At 72.2% G+C, this 15,607-nt stretch carries 13 protein-coding genes and 1 pseudogene; 10 read left to right on the top strand and 4 right to left on the bottom strand.

What is annotated here, in order from left to right; genetic code table 11:
* Positions 1-98: 98 nt before the first annotated feature.
* The gene (locus ACWEBX_RS26180; RefSeq protein WP_451887255.1) at positions 99-968 is read right to left on the bottom strand and encodes a biotin--[acetyl-CoA-carboxylase] ligase; all 870 of its coding nucleotides are present in this window, start codon (positions 966-968) and stop codon (positions 99-101) included.
* 151 nt (positions 969-1,119) lie between these two features.
* Here ACWEBX_RS26180 and ACWEBX_RS26175 point away from each other — a divergent pair, with 151 nt between their 5' ends.
* The 4 genes from ACWEBX_RS26175 to ACWEBX_RS26160 all read left to right on the top strand — a co-directional run bounded on the left by ACWEBX_RS26175 (position 1,120) and on the right by ACWEBX_RS26160 (position 3,889).
* Entirely contained in the window at positions 1,120-2,712 is a 1,593-nt protein-coding gene (locus ACWEBX_RS26175; RefSeq protein WP_451887254.1) for an acyl-CoA carboxylase subunit beta, read from the top strand.
* A 30-nt stretch (positions 2,713-2,742) separates the two neighbouring features.
* Positions 2,743-2,952 (top strand): acyl-CoA carboxylase epsilon subunit, encoded by a 210-nt coding sequence (locus tag ACWEBX_RS26170; protein ID WP_103554379.1) that lies wholly within the window; start codon positions 2,743-2,745, stop codon positions 2,950-2,952.
* A 136-nt stretch (positions 2,953-3,088) separates the two neighbouring features.
* Positions 3,089-3,217 carry a morphogenic membrane protein MmpB gene (gene mmpB, locus ACWEBX_RS26165; RefSeq protein ID WP_451887253.1) on the top strand — a complete coding sequence of 43 codons (129 nt, stop codon included), beginning with the start codon at positions 3,089-3,091 and terminating at the stop codon, positions 3,215-3,217.
* Positions 3,218-3,268: 51 nt separating this feature from the next.
* Positions 3,269-3,889, top strand: a complete 621-nt coding sequence (locus ACWEBX_RS26160) for a Maf family protein (protein WP_451887252.1) — start codon at positions 3,269-3,271, stop codon at positions 3,887-3,889.
* A 462-nt stretch (positions 3,890-4,351) separates the two neighbouring features.
* On the opposite strand, the pseudogene ACWEBX_RS26155 reads toward ACWEBX_RS26160, so the two are convergent.
* Positions 4,352-4,792 (bottom strand): annotated as a pseudogene (locus ACWEBX_RS26155) (hypothetical protein); the annotation flags it as partial.
* Between the two features lie 355 nt (positions 4,793-5,147).
* Between ACWEBX_RS26155 and ACWEBX_RS26150 the strand changes: the two are divergent.
* Positions 5,148-6,920: an acetyl/propionyl/methylcrotonyl-CoA carboxylase subunit alpha gene (locus ACWEBX_RS26150; RefSeq protein ID WP_451887251.1), complete on the top strand. Its 1,773-nt coding sequence runs from the start codon at positions 5,148-5,150 to the stop codon at positions 6,918-6,920.
* 315 nt (positions 6,921-7,235) lie between these two features.
* Entirely contained in the window at positions 7,236-7,781 is a 546-nt protein-coding gene (locus ACWEBX_RS26145) for a TetR/AcrR family transcriptional regulator (protein WP_451887271.1), read from the top strand.
* A 242-nt stretch (positions 7,782-8,023) separates the two neighbouring features.
* Here the strand turns inward: ACWEBX_RS26145 and ACWEBX_RS26140 are convergent, their stop codons facing one another.
* A complete protein-coding gene (locus tag ACWEBX_RS26140; protein WP_451887250.1) occupies positions 8,024-8,956 on the bottom strand; it encodes a DeoR/GlpR family DNA-binding transcription regulator in 933 nt (310 codons plus the stop codon).
* Between the two features lie 202 nt (positions 8,957-9,158).
* The gene (locus ACWEBX_RS26135) at positions 9,159-10,607 is read right to left on the bottom strand and encodes an NAD(P)H-quinone dehydrogenase (protein WP_451887249.1); all 1,449 of its coding nucleotides are present in this window, start codon (positions 10,605-10,607) and stop codon (positions 9,159-9,161) included.
* A gap of 107 nt (positions 10,608-10,714) precedes the next feature.
* Here ACWEBX_RS26135 and ACWEBX_RS26130 point away from each other — a divergent pair, with 107 nt between their 5' ends.
* From ACWEBX_RS26130 to ACWEBX_RS26115, 4 genes are all read left to right on the top strand, one after another.
* Positions 10,715-11,152 (top strand): gamma-glutamylcyclotransferase, encoded by a 438-nt coding sequence (locus ACWEBX_RS26130; protein WP_355770576.1) that lies wholly within the window; start codon positions 10,715-10,717, stop codon positions 11,150-11,152.
* A 274-nt stretch (positions 11,153-11,426) separates the two neighbouring features.
* Positions 11,427-12,251, top strand: a complete 825-nt coding sequence (locus ACWEBX_RS26125) for a purine-nucleoside phosphorylase (protein WP_355770573.1) — start codon at positions 11,427-11,429, stop codon at positions 12,249-12,251.
* An 85-nt stretch (positions 12,252-12,336) separates the two neighbouring features.
* The gene (locus ACWEBX_RS26120; RefSeq protein ID WP_451887248.1) at positions 12,337-13,968 is read left to right on the top strand and encodes a phospho-sugar mutase; all 1,632 of its coding nucleotides are present in this window, start codon (positions 12,337-12,339) and stop codon (positions 13,966-13,968) included.
* 263 nt (positions 13,969-14,231) lie between these two features.
* The gene (locus tag ACWEBX_RS26115; RefSeq protein WP_451887247.1) at positions 14,232-15,452 is read left to right on the top strand and encodes a hypothetical protein; all 1,221 of its coding nucleotides are present in this window, start codon (positions 14,232-14,234) and stop codon (positions 15,450-15,452) included.
* Positions 15,453-15,607: the final 155 nt, after the last annotated feature.

Genomic DNA, 15,607 nt, shown 5'->3' with positions numbered 1-15,607 from the left:
CGCTGGGACTCCCGCCGCACCGCGCCTCGGGATTCCCGCCGCACCGCGCCGCCGGACCCCCGGCGTCGGTCGGCTCGTGGTGAGACCGGGGCGTCGGCTCACGCGGGGCGCAGGTGCACCACGTCTCCGGCGCCCACCGGCTCCCGTACGCCGTCGGCGGTCGCGATGACGAGCCGGCCGTCCCCGTCCAGGGCCACCGCCTCGCCGACGATCGCCCGGCCGCCGGGCAGTTCGGCCCGCACCGAGCGCCCGAGCGTCGCGCATCCGGCCGCGTACGTCTCCTGGAGGCCGGACGCGACGGGGTCGCCACCCGCGTCCCGCCACCGCACGTACCACTGCTCCAGGGAGCGGAGCACGGCCCGCAGCACGGTGTCACGGTCCGTGGTCGTCGCGCCCGCCATGGCCAGCGATCCGGCGCCGGGCACGGGCAGTTCGTCCGCGCGCAGCGAGACGTTGACGCCGATCCCGACGACGACCGCGTCGCTTCCCGCGCGCTCGGCGAGGATGCCGCCGGCCTTGCGTTCCTCTCCGTCCACGGTGACCAGCAGGTCGTTGGGCCACTTGAGTGCGGTGTCGACTCCCGCGGAGCGCGAGAGCGCCGCGGCGACGGCCACGCCGGTGAGCAACGGCAGCCAGCCCCAGCGCTCGACGGGGACTCCGGCGGGCTTCAGGACCACGGAGAAGAAGAGGCCGGAACGGGCCGGCGCGCTCCACCGGCGGTCCAGGCGTCCGCGCCCGGCGTTCTGCTCCTCGGCGACGAGGACGGCGCCCTCGTCGGCCCCCTTCTCGCCGGTGACGGCCGCGGCCAGGTCGGTGTTGGTCGACCCGGTCCGTTCCACCACCTCCACGTCGCACCACAGGCCGCCGTCACGGACCAGCGCCCTGCGCAGGGCGGCCCCGTTCAGCGGCGGACGGTCCAGGTCGGACCACCGGTTGTCGTTCGCGTCTGCTGCATCTCGCGGCGTCATGCAACCCAGCCTAGGTGTGGTAAACGCCGCACTGCCGATCGGTAGGCACGCCACTACGCTACGGATGAGTAGCAAGCCCCCCTTCTGAGCACCGCGTTTTCCGAGCAGTCACCCTCACGTCCCCTTAGATCAGGCAGGGAGCCGCAACCCGATGTCCGAGCCGGAAGAGCTGCACCACCCCGACATCCACACCACCGCGGGCAAGCTCGCGGATCTGCAGCGCCGCATCCAGGAAGCGACGCACGCCGGCTCGGAGCGCGCCGTCGAAAAGCAGCACGCCAAGGGCAAGTTGACGGCTCGTGAGCGCATCGAACTGCTGATGGACGAGGGTTCCTTCGTCGAGTTCGACGAGTTCGCGCAGCACCGGTCGACCGACTTCGGACTGGAGAAGAACCGCCCGTACGGCGACGGTGTGGTCACCGGCTACGGCACCGTCGACGGCCGCCCGGTCGCCGTGTTCTCCCAGGACTTCACGGTCTTCGGCGGTGCGCTCGGCGAGGTCTTCGGCCAGAAGATCATGAAGGTGATGGACTTCGCGCTGAAGACCGGCTGCCCGGTCATCGGCATCAACGACTCGGGCGGCGCCCGGATCCAGGAGGGCGTCAGCGCTCTCGGCATGTATGGCGAGATCTTCCGCCGCAACACGCACGCGTCGGGTGTCATCCCGCAGATCAGCCTGGTCGTCGGTCCGTGCGCGGGCGGCGCGGTGTACTCGCCCGCCATCACGGACTTCACGGTGATGGTCGATCAGACCTCGCACATGTTCATCACGGGCCCCGACGTCATCAAGACGGTGACCGGTGAGGACGTCGGCTTCGAGGAGCTGGGCGGCGCCCGTACGCACAACGCCGTGTCGGGCGTGGCCCATCACATGGCGGGCGACGAGAAGGACGCGATCGAGTACGTCAAGCAGTTGCTGTCGTACCTGCCGTCCAACAACCTCAGCGAGCCCCCGGTGTTCCCGGAGGAGGCGGACCTCGGCCTCACGGACGAGGACCGCGAGCTGGACACGATCGTGCCGGACAGCGCGAACCAGCCGTACGACATGCACACGGTGATCGAACACGTCCTGGACGACGCCGAGTTCTTCGAGACGCAGGCGCTGTTCGCGCCGAACATCCTCACCGGCTTCGGCCGGGTCGAGGGCCACCCGGTCGGCATCGTCGCCAACCAGCCGATGCAGTTCGCCGGTTGTCTGGACATCGACGCGAGCGAGAAGGCCGCGCGGTTCGTGCGGACGTGCGACGCGTTCAACGTGCCCGTCCTGACGTTCGTGGACGTGCCCGGCTTCCTCCCCGGCGTCGACCAGGAGCACACGGGCATCATCCGGCGCGGCGCCAAGCTGATCTACGCGTACGCCGAGGCGACCGTCCCGCTGATCACGATCATCACGCGCAAGGCCTTCGGCGGCGCGTACGACGTCATGGGCTCCAAGCACCTGGGCGCCGACCTCAACCTGGCCTGGCCCACCTCCCAGATCGCGGTCATGGGCGCGCAGGGCGCGGTCAACATCCTGCACCGCCGCACCATCGCGGCCGCCGAGGACCAGGACGCCACCCGGGCCCGGCTCATCCAGGAGTACGAGGACACGCTGCTGAACCCGTACACGGCGGCCGAGCGCGGCTACATCGACGCCGTGATCATGCCGTCGCAGACGCGTTCCCACGTCGTACGCGGCCTGCGTCAGCTCCGTACGAAGAGGGCGTCACTGCCGCCGAAGAAGCACGGCAACATCCCGCTCTAGACCCCGCCGACCCGGACCCTGGGAGCAGACATGACGATCAAGGTCGTACGGGGCAATCCGACCCCGGAGGAGCTGGCCGCCGCACTGGCGGTGGTCCGCGCACGCGCCGCGGCGGTGGCGTCCGCCCCGTCCGGCGCGTCCGGGCCGCGTGACTCCTGGTCCGACCCCGCCCGCATCGCCGCGCACCGGCTGCCGCAGCCGGGCCCGACGTCGTGGGGCCGCAGCTACTGGCCGGGCTAGCCCGGCGCCGGCACGCGACACCCCCTCGATCCCCCCGCGGACCCCGTCCCGGGGGGATCTCGGTTTCACAGGATGTCCGCAAGTTGAGTACGCGTACTCAGGCGTCGGGCCGCCCCCTCGTCGCACGATCGGGAGCATGCTGTGGTCCGACCCCGAGAACGAACCCCCCGAGGATCTCCGCGACATGCAGGACATGTTGCGACGCCTGGGCGTTCTCCTGGCGCTGGCCATGGTGGTCGGGATGATCCTGGTGGGCATCCGCTGAACCTTCCCGGCAGCCGAGGCGCGGTCGGATCGGCGCCGATACCCTGATCGCATGACCGATCAGCCGCGCCGCCGTCTCGTCCTCGCCTCCCAGTCCCCCGCCCGGCTCAATCTGCTGCGGCAGGCCGGTCTCGCCCCCGAGGTGATCGTGAGCGGGTTCGACGAGGACGCCGTCACCGCACCCACTCCCGCCGAACTGGCCCTCGCGCTGGCCGAGGCGAAGGCCTCCGTCGTGGCGGCGCGTCCCGAGGTCCAGGGCGCGCTGGTGATCGGCTGCGACTCGGTGCTCGACCTGGACGGCCAGGCGCTCGGCAAGCCCGCCGACGCCGAGGAGGCCACCGCGCGCTGGAAGGCGATGCGCGGCCGGGCGGGCACGCTCCAGACGGGGCACTGTGTCTGGGACACCGCGCAGAAGCGGTGGGAGTCCGCGATCGCCTCGACCGTGGTCCGCTTCGGCGAACCGACCGACGAGGAGATCGCCGCGTACGTCGCCTCGGGCGAACCCCTGCATGTCGCGGGCGCGTTCACCCTGGACGGCCGCTCGGCGCCCTTCATCGAGGGCATCGACGGCGACCACGGCAACGTCATCGGCATCTCACTGCCGCTGATCCGCAGACTGCTCGGCGAACTCGGCGTAGGCATCACTGAGTTGTGGACGCCCCGGGAGCCGTGAGGACCACGGGCCCGGGTGTCCGGTCAAGACGCCCGGCCACCCGGCCACTCCGGGAACGCCCGTACGCATCAGGGCGGTTGAGGTCCGGGCGCGGGCACGCGTGAGCACCCGGGCGGCCGGAGAGCCAGGGCCGGGCCCAGGGGGCCCGGGGACCAGGCCCCCTGGCCACCCCCGGGCGCCGACACGCCCGTAGGCGGCCGGAGAGCCGGAGGTAGCCAGGAGGGCGGCCAGGGGCCGTCAGGAGGCTGCGGGAGCCGCTGCCGCGACCGCGACCGCGGGCTCCTTCTCGACGGCCCTCGCGTCGGCACCCGTGGCGTCGGCGGTCGCCGCCTCGGCGCCCTTCCGCTCGGCACCCTTCCCCAGGTCGACGGTCCCCGCGGTGACACCCTCACCCGGGCCGGCGCCGGCCGCGTCCGCGCTCTCGTCGGGGCCCGCGCTCCCGGCGTCGGCCGCGTCGCCCTCGCCGTCACCCGTCCCGCCGGTCTCCGGCGCGGCGTCGACGGGGCCGGTCTCGCGGCCGTCGTACGCCAGGAGGGTGAACACGATCAACGCGAACACCACCATCATGAAGGCGAACGCTCCCCAGCCCACCAGGCCCACCGTGAAGGCGCCGAGCAGGGCGTGCACCACGGCGGCGCTGATCAGCAGGACACGCCCGAAAACGCCCGGGGGGCGCTGCCGGAGCGCGACCAGCACGGCCGCCACGGCACAGGCCAGGAAGTAGAGGCCGAAGACCAGGCCGCCGATCTTCGACGACCGCGCCATCAGGTCGGAGTCGAGCCCGGCCATGGACATGTCTTGGCGGTCGACGACCACGCCGAGGAACCAGTTGAGGAGAGCGATACCTATCGCCTCCACGAAAACCACGATCGCCGCCACCCACACTAGCGGTCTCCGCACCACCGGCCCCACCCACTTCCGCGCGCTGTTACCCCAAGTACGTCTCAGACATCCCGAACGCTACTAACGGGTAAACCCAGGGACAAGGGTTCCGTCGAGGGCAAAGAATCGTTGGGCCATTCGTAGGGACTCGACAAAGAATCGTTGTGGGCCGCAGCACGGAGTCACAGAGACCTTGGCCACACCTGAAGGCTAGGGTTCAGGGAAGGATTCCCGCGTGCCTTGGCACGACAAGGGATTTCGCGGGTAGGGCGAGCCTCGTATCACGCTCCGTGTGGGCAAGCTCACCACTGGGGACAGCTCGAAGTGTCGTGTTGGCTGTCCCTAAACTCGGCTTGTTTTCAAGGAGGGAGCCATCGTGCGCAAGGTGCTCATCGCCAACCGTGGCGAAATCGCTGTCCGCGTGGCCCGAGCATGTCGGGATGCCGGGATCGCGAGCGTTGCCGTGTATGCGGAACCGGACCGGGACGCTCTGCATGTCCGTGCGGCGGACGAGGCGTTCGCGCTGGGCGGTGACACTCCGGCCTCGAGTTACCTGGACTTCGCCAAGGTGCTGCAGGCCGCCAAGGACTCGGGCGCGGATGCCATCCATCCGGGCTACGGCTTCCTTTCGGAGAACGCCGAGTTCGCCCAGGCCGTTCTCGACGCGGGCCTGGTCTGGATCGGTCCGCCGCCGCAGGCGATCCGCGACCTCGGCGACAAGGTCGCCGCCCGGCACATCGCGCAGCGCGCGGGTGCGCCGCTGGTCGCCGGCACCCCGGACCCGGTCTCGGGTGCCGAGGAGGTCGTCGCGTTCGCCGAGCAGCACGGTCTGCCGATCGCGATCAAGGCCGCGTTCGGTGGCGGCGGCCGTGGTCTGAAGGTCGCCCGGACCCTGGAAGAGGTACCGGAGCTGTACGAGTCCGCGGTGCGCGAGGCGGTCGCCGCCTTCGGGCGCGGCGAGTGCTTCGTGGAGCGCTACCTCGACAAGCCCCGGCACGTGGAGACCCAGTGCCTGGCCGACCAGCACGGCAACGTGGTCGTCGTCTCCACGCGTGACTGCTCGCTTCAGCGCCGCCACCAGAAGCTGGTCGAGGAAGCCCCCGCCCCGTTCCTCTCCGAGGCGCAGGTGGCGGAGCTGTACTCGTCCTCCAAGGCGATTCTGAAGGAGGCCGGCTACGTCGGCGCGGGAACCGTGGAGTTCCTGGTCGGCCAGGACGGCACGATCTCCTTCCTGGAGGTCAACACCCGACTGCAGGTCGAGCACCCGGTGACCGAGGAGGTCGCCGGCATCGACCTGGTGCGCGAGATGTTCCGCATCGCCGACGGCGAGGAGCTCGGCTACGGCGATCCCGAACTGCGCGGCCACTCCATCGAGTTCCGCATCAACGGCGAGGACCCGGGCCGCAACTTCCTGCCCGCCCCCGGCACGGTCACGGCCTTCGCGGCGCCGACCGGCCCCGGTGTCCGGCTGGACGCGGGTGTCGAGTCCGGCAGCGTCATCGGCCCGGCCTGGGACTCCCTGCTCGCCAAGCTGATCGTCACCGGCGCCACCCGCAAGCAGGCCCTCCAGCGTGCCGCCCGCGCCCTGGCCGAGTTCCAGGTCGAGGGCATGGCGACCGCGATCCCCTTCCACCGCGCGGTGGTCGAGGACCCGGCGTTCGCCCCCGAGCTCACCGGCTCGGAGGACCCGTTCACGGTCCACACCCGCTGGATCGAGACCGAGTTCGTCAACGAGATCAAGCCGTTCGCCGCCCCGGCCGACGCCGAGACCGACGACGAGCCCGGCCGCGAGACGGTGGTCGTCGAGGTCGGCGGCAAGCGCCTGGAGGTCTCGCTGCCGGTCTCGCTGGGCATGTCGCTGGCCCGCACCGGTCTGGCCGCCGGCGCCAAGCCCAAGCGCCGCGCCGCGAAGAAGTCCGGCCCGGTCGCCTCGGGCGACACCCTCGCCTCCCCGATGCAGGGCACCATCGTCAAGGTGGCCGTCGAGGAGGGCCAGGAGGTCAAGGAGGGCGATCTGATCGTCGTCCTGGAGGCCATGAAGATGGAACAGCCCCTGAACGCGCACCGCTCCGGCACCGTCAAGGGCCTGAGCGCGGAGGTCGGCGCCTCCGTGACGTCCGGCGCCCCCATCTGCGAGATCAAGGACTGAGCACGCGGACGGGTGACCCACCCGTCCCGTGGCGTCCGAAGCGCCCGGCGAACCGCGTCTGCGGCCCGCCGGGCGCTTCCGCGTACGGAGTGAATCCCGGGCGCGACGGCGCCCGGCCCCCTGTCCGCGCAACCGTCCATGATGCTTCGAGCCGTCCGGCGCGGAGCCCGCGGACGTCCGTCCGGGAGCCGCCGGTGGCATCCTGGAGCGCAGCCGGGCGGTGGGAGAGGGCAGGTGGAGGCCATGGTGGGCGCGACCGCGAAGGAGCGGGCCGGAACGTCCGGGCCCGACCGGGGTCCAGGAGCGCCGCGGGTGATGCGGGCGGACGCCCGGCGCAACCACGGACGGCTGCTCGCGGAGGCGCGCACCGCGTTCGCCGCGCACGGCACGGACGCGTCCCTGGAGGACGTGGCCCGGCGCGCGGGCGTCGGAATCGGCACGCTGTACCGGCACTTCCCGAACCGGCACGCCCTGATGAGCGCGGTCTTCGAGGACGCGGTGAGCGATCTGCTGGCCCGCTCGCGCGAGTTGCTCGAAGCCCCGCAGCCGTGCACCGCGCTGGTGGAGTGGCTGCGCGAGATCATCTCGCACGCGGGTGCGTACCGGGGACTCGCGCGCGCCCTCATGTCGGCCTCGCAGGACGCCGGTTCACACCTCGCCCGGTGCAGTGGCCCGATGCGTGAGGCGGGCAGCGCCCTGCTGCTGCGCGCCCAGGAGTCGGGGGCCGTACGCCCCGACGTCTCGATCGGGGATCTCCTCCAGTTGACCAACGCGATCGCGCTGGCGGCGGAGGAGACCCCGGACGACCCCGCGCTGGCCGACCGTCTGCTGAACCTGACCCTGCGCGGCCTGAAACCGTGAGCGGGCCCGGCCTCCGCGGCTGCCTCAAGCCGTGAGGCACCCCGGCCTTCGGAGCCTGAGAGCGTGAACCGCCCTGCCCCCGATGGCCTGACACCGTGAACCGGTCTGGACGCGTGAACGGGCCTGTGCACGGTCTGGACGCGTGAACCGACCTGGTTCGCGGTCCGGACCCGTGAGCCGAGCCGGTCCGGTCGGTCGGCCGAGGGGCTCGGCCGTCCGCTTCACCGTCCCGGCGGCACCGCTCAGCGGCGTCGCAGATCGGCCACTCGGGCCCGTTCGGCCGGGGGCTGGTCCCCCATCACCGTCGCGCTCCGTAGTTGCGGTCCCGAGCCCGGAACCACCTGGCCGCGGCGCGGTCCCGGGAGTGGTACGTCCCGACGCGGCTGGCGCCCCGTCGGGAGCGGATCCCCTCCCGCACCGCCCGACGCCGCTGACCCGGCCACCGCGATCTGCACGCCCTGATCGGCCAGGGCCTGCAGTTCGGTGGCCGCACGGTCGTCATGGGCGGGCGGCTCGTCCGTGACCAGCCGGGTGATGAGGTCGGTCGGCACGGTCTGGAACATGGTGTCCGTCCCGAGCTTGGTGTGGTCGGCGAGGACCACGACCTCCGCGGCGGCCTGGACGAGAGCACGGTCCACGGACGCCGAGAGCATGTTGGACGTGGAGAGTCCGCGCTCGGCGGTCAGACCGCTCCCGGAGAGGAACGCCCGGGACACGCGCAGCCCCTGCAGGGACTGCTCCGCACCCGAGCCGACCAGGGCATAGTTGGAACCGCGCAGGGTGCCGCCGGTCATCACGACCTCCACACGGTTGGCGTGGGCCAACGCCTGGGCCACCAGCAGGGAGTTGGTGACGACGGTCAGGCCGGGAACCCGCGCGAGCCGGCGGGCCAGCTCCTGCGTGGTGGTCCCCGCCCCCACCACGATGGCCTCGCCCTCTTCGACGAGACCCGCGGCGAGATCGGCGATGGCCGTCTTCTCGGCGGTCGCGAGATGCGATTTCTGCGGAAAGCCGGACTCCCGCGTGAACCCGCCCGGCAATACCGCACCGCCGTGCCGGCGGTCGAGGAGTCCTTCTGCCTCCAGCGCGCGCACGTCCCGCCGTACGGTCACTTCGGAGGTCTGGACGACGCGGGCGAGCTCACGGAGCGACACGGCCCCGTTCGCTCGCACCATTTCGAGGATCAATTGGCGACGTTCTGCAGCGAACACGAAACTGACAGTAACCCCAACGACCGTCTGCTTTCAGCAGTTTGCGCCGAATAACAGAAGTTGTTCGCATGGCAGGGTGCTCAGTGGTATACGTGCCCACTCTCGCCACCCCCGCGCTGCGCAGCGTCACCAACTCCCCGTGACCAGCGGGGAGTCGGCGGAGGCGTCAGCCCTCGCCCGCGGCCTTCCGGGTGTGGAGCTGCCGCGCCACCTCGGCGATCGAGCCGGACAGCGACGGGTACACGGTGAACGCGTTCGCGATCTGTTCGACCGTCAGATTGTTGTCGACCGCGATCGAGATCGGGTGGATGAGCTCCGATGCGCGCGGGGAGACGACCACGCCGCCGACCACGATGCCGGTGCCGGGGCGGCAGAAGATCTTGACGAAGCCGTCGCGGATGCCCTGCATCTTGGCGCGCGGGTTGCGCAGCAGCGGCAGCTTCACGACCCGGGCGTCGATCTTGCCCGCGTCGACGTCCGCCTGGGAGTAGCCGACGGTGGCGATCTCGGGGTCGGTGAAGACGTTCGAGGAGACCGTCTTCAGGTTCAGCGGGGCCACCGCGTCGCCGAGGAAGTGGTACATGGCGATACGGCCCTGCATGGCGGCGACGGACGCGAGGGCGAAGACGCCGGTCACGTCACCGGCCGCGTACACGCCCGGAGCGGTCGTGCGCGAGACCCGGTCGGTCAGGATGTGCCCGGAGTCGCGGACCTTGACGCCGGCCTCCTCCAGGCCCATCCCGCTGCTGTTCGGGATGGCGCCGACGGCCATCAGGCAGTGCGAGCCGCTGATGACCCGGCCGTCGGAGAGCGTGACCTCGACCCGGTCGCCGACCCGCTTGGCGGACTCGGCGCGGGAGCGGGCCATGACGTTCATGCCGCGGCGGCGGAACACGTCCTCCAGGACCGCGGCGGCGTCCGGGTCCTCGCCCGGCAGCACGCGGTCGCGGCTGGAGACGAGGGTGACGCGGGAGCCGAGCGCCTGGTAGGCGCCGGCGAACTCGGCACCGGTGACACCGGAACCGACCACGATGAGCTCCTCGGGCAGCTCGTCGAGGTCGTAGACCTGGGTCCAGTTCAGGATGCGCTCACCGTCGGGCTGCGCGTCGGGCAGCTCGCGCGGGTGTCCGCCGGTGGCGATGAGCACGGCGTCGGCGACGAGGGTCTCCTCGGTGCCGTCCGCGGCGCTCACGACGACCTTGCGGGAGCCGTCCAGTGCCTGCATGCCCGCCAGGCGTCCGCGGCCGCGCAGGACCCGGGCGCCGGCACGGGTCACCGAGGCGGTGATGTCGTGCGACTGGGCGAGCGCGAGACGCTTCACACGGCGGTTGACCTTGCCGAGGTCGACGCCGACCACCTTGGCCGCCTGCTCCAGCGGAGGGGTGTCGTCGGCGACGATGATCCCCAGCTCCTCGTACGAGGAGTCGAAGGTCGTCATCACCTCGGCCGTGGCGATGAGAGTCTTCGACGGCACGCAGTCGGTGAGCACCGACGCCCCGCCCAGACCGTCGCAGTCGACGACGGTCACCTCCGCGCCGAGCTGCGCCGCTACCAGCGCCGCTTCATATCCGCCGGGTCCGCCACCGATGATCACGATCCGAGTCACGTACTCCATTGTCCCGCACGCTTCAAGGTGCTTCCGCCCAGGGGCCCCGAGTCCGGCGCATCCGAGCCACTTTGTTACGTGAGAGGCGTACGGGCCGCTGACGTACCCTCGACCACATGTCGCTCTACGCCGCGTACGCCGGCAATCTCGATCCGCGGCTCATGACGCGCCGCGCCCCGCATTCGCCGCTGCGCGCGACGGGCTGGCTGAACGGCTGGCGGCTGACCTTCGGCGGCGAGCACATGGGCTGGGAGGGGGCGCTCGCGACGATCGTCGAGGCACCGCGCTCCCAGGTCTTCGTGGCGCTGTACGACATCGCCCCGCCGGACGAGGATTCCATGGACCGCTGGGAGGGCGTCGGCCTCGACATCTACCGCCGGATGCGTGTACGTGTGCACACACTGGAGGGTGAGGAAAGCGCGTGGGTCTACGTACTGAACGGGTACGAGGGGGGACTGCCCTCGGCGCGTTATCTGGGCGAGATCGCGGACGCCGCCGAGTCCGCCGGGGCTCCGCACGACTACGTCATGGAGCTCCGCAAGCGCCCCTGCTGAGCCCTGCCCGCCCCGGCGCGCCCCGCCGCTCCGCGGCGGAATCCCGGCCGCTCCGCGCCGGTTCCGCCCACCCGCCGGCCCGTCCCGCTCCGTGGCGAGGGTGCCCTCGCCACCCCGCCGCTCCGCGGCGCGTCTCCCACCCGCCCAGCCCTCTCGGACCGTCGCATCGGCGCCCTCCTCCTCGCTCGCTTGTCGGAAACGACAAGACAACGATCGCAAGACCGTGAGCACTGTCATCTACGCGCGTAGGCCCGAACCGGCTACGCTCTTGCGCGTGAACGCATCTCTTCTTCCGGACGACATCCAGGGCGACCCCCACGCCGCCGCCGACGCCGCCGCCACGCGCCTGCGCGAGCTCACGGGCGCCGAGACCCACGACGTCGCCCTCGTGATGGGCTCCGGCTGGGCTCCCGCCGTGGACGCCCTCGGCACCCCCGAGGCCGAGTTCCCCGTCACCGAGCTGCCCGGCTTCCCGCCGCCGGCGGTCGAGGGCCACGGCGGCACCGTCCGCTCGTACCGGATCGGCGACAAGCGCGCCCTGGTCTTCCTCGGCCGCACCCACTTCTACGAAGGCCGCGGGGTCGCCGCCGTCGCGCACGGCGTCCGTACCGCCGTCGCCGCCGGCTGCAAGACCATCGTGCTCACCAACGGCTGCGGCGGTCTGCGCGAGGGCATGCGCCCCGGCCAGCCCGTGCTGATCAGCGACCACATCAACCTGACGGCCACCTCGCCGATCGTCGGCGCGAACTTCGTCGACCTCACCGACCTGTACTCGCCGCGGCTGCGCGCGCTGTGCAAGGAGGTGGACCCCTCCCTGGAGGAGGGCGTCTACGCGCAGTTCCCCGGCCCGCACTACGAGACCCCCGCCGAGATCCGGATGGCCCGTGTCATCGGCGCCGACCTCGTGGGCATGTCGACGACCCTCGAGGCCATCGCCGCGCGTGAGGCGGGCGCCGAGGTGCTCGGCATCTCCCTCGTCACCAACCTCGCCGCCGGTATGACGGGCGAGCCCCTGAATCACGAGGAAGTCCTCCAGGCCGGCCGTGACTCGGCCGCGCGCATGGGGGAACTTCTGACCCAGGTGCTGGATCGTCTGTAGGCGACAGGGTCGCGCGCCCCCGGCGCCGGGGGCGGAACGACCCGGGCACACGGAAGCCGTACGACCGAAGAGAGGTGCACCCCAGGTGCAGGACGACATCGTCGCGCGGGCCGAGGCGTGGCTGGCCGAGGACCCCGACGCGGAGACCCGTGACGAACTCGCCAAGCTCGTCGAGGCGGGGGACGTCACCGAGCTGACCGCCCGCTTCAGCGGGACGCTCCAGTTCGGCACCGCGGGTCTGCGCGGTGAGCTCGGCGCGGGGCCGATGCGGATGAACCGTTCCGTGGTCATCAGGGCCGCGGCCGGACTCGCCGCGTATCTCAAGGCCAAGGGCGAGACCGGCGGACTCGTGGTGATCGGCTACGACGCCCGCCACAAGTCCGCGGACTTCGCCCGGGACACGGCGGCCGTGATGACGGGCGCGGGCCTGCGTGCCGCCGTCCTGCCCCGGCCGCTGCCCACACCCGTCCTCGCCTACGCCATACGGCATCTCGGCGCGGTCGCGGGCGTGGAGGTCACCGCCAGCCACAACCCGCCCCGGGACAACGGCTACAAGGTCTACCTCGGCGACGGCTCGCAGATCGTCCCGCCGGCCGACGCGGAGATCGCCGCCGAGATCGACGCGATCCGCGCGCTGGCCGACGTGCCCCGCCCCGACTCCGGCTGGGAAACCCTCGGCGAGGAGGTCCTGGACGCCTATCTGGCCCGTACGGACGCCGTCCTGGCCGAGGGCTCGCCGCGCACCGCCCGCACCGTCTACACGGCCATGCACGGCGTCGGCAAGGACGTGCTGCTCGCGGCCTTCGCGCGGGCCGGGTTCCCGGAGCCGGTGCTCGTCGCCGAGCAGGCGGAGCCCGATCCGGACTTCCCGACCGTCGCCTTCCCCAATCCGGAGGAGCCCGGCGCGATGGACCTCGCCTTCGCGGCGGCCCGCGCGGCGGAACCCGACCTGATCATCGCCAACGACCCGGACGCCGACCGGTGCGCCGTGGCCGTGAAGGCCGGTGCCGACTGGCGCATGCTGCGCGGCGACGAGGTGGGCGCGCTGCTCGCCGAGCACCTGGTGCGGCGCGGCGCGCGCGGTGTCTTCGCCGAGTCGATCGTCTCGTCCTCGCTGCTCGGCCGGATCGCCGAGGGCGCGGGCCTGCCGTACGAGGAGACGCTCACCGGGTTCAAGTGGATCGCCCGCGTCGAGGGGCTGCGCTTCGGGTACGAGGAGGCGCTCGGCTACTGCGTCGACCCCGACGGCGTACGCGACAAGGACGGCATCACCGCGGCCCTGCTCGTCACCGAGCTGGCCTCGGAGCTCAAGGAGCAGGGCCGGACCCTGCTGGACCTCCTCGACGACATCGCCGTCGCGTACGGGCTGCACGCCACCGACCAGCTCTCGGTGCGGGTGGAGGACCTCTCGGTCATCGCGAACGCCATGCGCAGGCTGCGCGAGCAGCCGCCCACGGAGCTCGCGGGCCTCGCCATCACCAGCGCCGAGGACCTGACCCGGGGGACGGACAAGCTGCCGCCCACGGACGGCCTGCGCTACACGCTGGACGGCGCCCGGGTCATCGTCCGGCCGAGCGGCACCGAGCCCAAGCTGAAGTGCTACCTGGAGGTCGTGGTGCCCGTCGGCGGCCATGACGGTCTCCCGGCGGCCCACGCGAAGGCGGCCGAGCTGCTGACGGCGATCAAGCGGGACCTGTCGGCCGCGGCCGGCATCTGAGCCCACGCCCCGGGTGGGAGGCGGCCCGTCCGCCGCTTCCCACCCGGGGCGTGCGCCGCTTTCCACGCGGGGAGCCGTCCGACGCTTCCCACGCGGGGAGCCGTCCGACGCTTCCCACGCGGGGAGCCGTCCCGGTGAAGACCTGACATTCGCCCTTCTTACGGGTGATTTCCGCACGGCAGTTGACGCAGCGCTCCGGCGCGCCACCGGAAGACCGAGGAACGGTTACCGGCAGCGCACCTTCGAGTCCCAGGAGCCGCCGCGTGCCCTCGACCGATTCCCGGCCGACGTCCGCCCCGCCCCGAAGGGCGCCGGGCGCGACCGACCCCGGCGTCCCGGCCGCCCGGCACGCGCCCGGCGCGGCCGGTCTCCTCGCCCTGGTCCGCGCCGCTCTGCGGCACGCGGCCCCCGCCCTGACCGCCTACGCGGCCGTCCGCCTCACCGGACTGCTCACCCTCGCGCTCTGGGCGCACCGCAGGCATCACGGCGTCTGGCCGATCCTGGCGGCCCAGTGGGACGCGGACTGGTACCTCGGCATCGCCGACCACGGTTACGCGCGCCATCTGGGCACCGCGTTCGACGCGAACAACCTGGCCTTCTTCCCGCTCTACCCGGTCCTGGTCAAGGCCGTCGCGGCCGTGACCCCCGGTTCGCGCGCCTCGACCGGGCTCGCGATCGCGGTCGTGTGTTCGTTCGTCGCCGCGTGGGGCGTCCACGCGGTCGGCAGTCATCTCCACGGCCGCCGCGCGGGTGTGCTGCTGACCGTGCTGTGGGCGGCCCTGCCGGTGGGTCTCGTCCAGTGGATGGGCTACACGGAGTCGCTGTTCACCGCGTTCGCCGCGTGGGCGCTGTACGCGGTCCTCACCGGCCGGCTGCTGTGGGCCGCCTCGCTGGCGGCGCTCGCGGGGCTGACCCGGCCCACCGGTGTCGCGGTGGCCGCCGCCGTGGCCGTGGCCGCGCTGCTGTCGCTGCGCCGCGGCTTCTCCGTCCGGGCGCTCGCCGCGATCGTCCTGGCCCCGGCCGGCTGGCTCGCGTACGTCGGCTGGGTGGGGCACAGGCTGGGCCGCTGGGACGGCTACTTCGCCGTACAGCGGCTGTGGCACAACGAGTGGGACGGCGGCGCGGAGACCGTGCGCCGGCTGCGGGAGGTCCTCGCGCAGAACTCCTCGCCGGAGCTGTTCCTGGTGATGGTGACCGTGACCCTGCTGGCGGCCGTGACGCTGTACGCGCTGTCGGTGGGCGACCACCAGCCGCTCCCTCTCCTCGTCTTCACCGGGATCCTGCTGCTGATCGTCCTCGGCAGCGGCGGCGTCTACTTCCCGCGGGCCCGCTTCCTGCTCCCCGGCTTCCCGCTGCTGCTCCCTCTGGCCCTGTACCTGGCCCGCGCCTCACGCCGCCTCAGGACGCTGTTCCTCACGGCCGCCGTCCTCGGTTCGGCGTACTGCGGCGCGTACATGGTCCTGGTGTGGCCGAGCGCGCCCTAGGCCGTGTCCGCAAAGTCGCGTCGTCCGCCCGGAGGGCGGGCCCGGCGGCGTCATGGGGGTCCCCCCTGCTCGAGCGGAGCCGAGAGCTCGGGGGAGCGTGCTCTCGGCGTGCCGGGCGCAGACCCTCGTACTGGACGTACTTGGGGTTGCGGCCC

Source organism: Streptomyces sp. NPDC005070 (assembly GCF_053600395.1).
Note: the sequence above shows the minus strand (reverse complement) of the source record. Positions and strands in the feature narration are given on the sequence as shown.

Coding starts and splice junctions, on each gene's coding strand:
- ACWEBX_RS26145 (WP_451887271.1), top strand. CDS start 7,236: ATGCGGGCGGACGCCCGGCGCAACCACGGACGGCTGCTCGCGGAGGCG.
- ACWEBX_RS26170 (WP_103554379.1), top strand. CDS start 2,743: ATGACGATCAAGGTCGTACGGGGCAATCCGACCCCGGAGGAGCTGGCC.
- ACWEBX_RS26175 (WP_451887254.1), top strand. CDS start 1,120: ATGTCCGAGCCGGAAGAGCTGCACCACCCCGACATCCACACCACCGCG.
- mmpB (WP_451887253.1), top strand. CDS start 3,089: ATGCTGTGGTCCGACCCCGAGAACGAACCCCCCGAGGATCTCCGCGAC.
- ACWEBX_RS26180 (WP_451887255.1), bottom strand. CDS start 968: ATGACGCCGCGAGATGCAGCAGACGCGAACGACAACCGGTGGTCCGAC.
- ACWEBX_RS26130 (WP_355770576.1), top strand. CDS start 10,715: ATGTCGCTCTACGCCGCGTACGCCGGCAATCTCGATCCGCGGCTCATG.
- ACWEBX_RS26140 (WP_451887250.1), bottom strand. CDS start 8,956: ATGGTGCGAGCGAACGGGGCCGTGTCGCTCCGTGAGCTCGCCCGCGTC.
- ACWEBX_RS26160 (WP_451887252.1), top strand. CDS start 3,269: ATGACCGATCAGCCGCGCCGCCGTCTCGTCCTCGCCTCCCAGTCCCCC.
- ACWEBX_RS26135 (WP_451887249.1), bottom strand. CDS start 10,607: ATGGAGTACGTGACTCGGATCGTGATCATCGGTGGCGGACCCGGCGGA.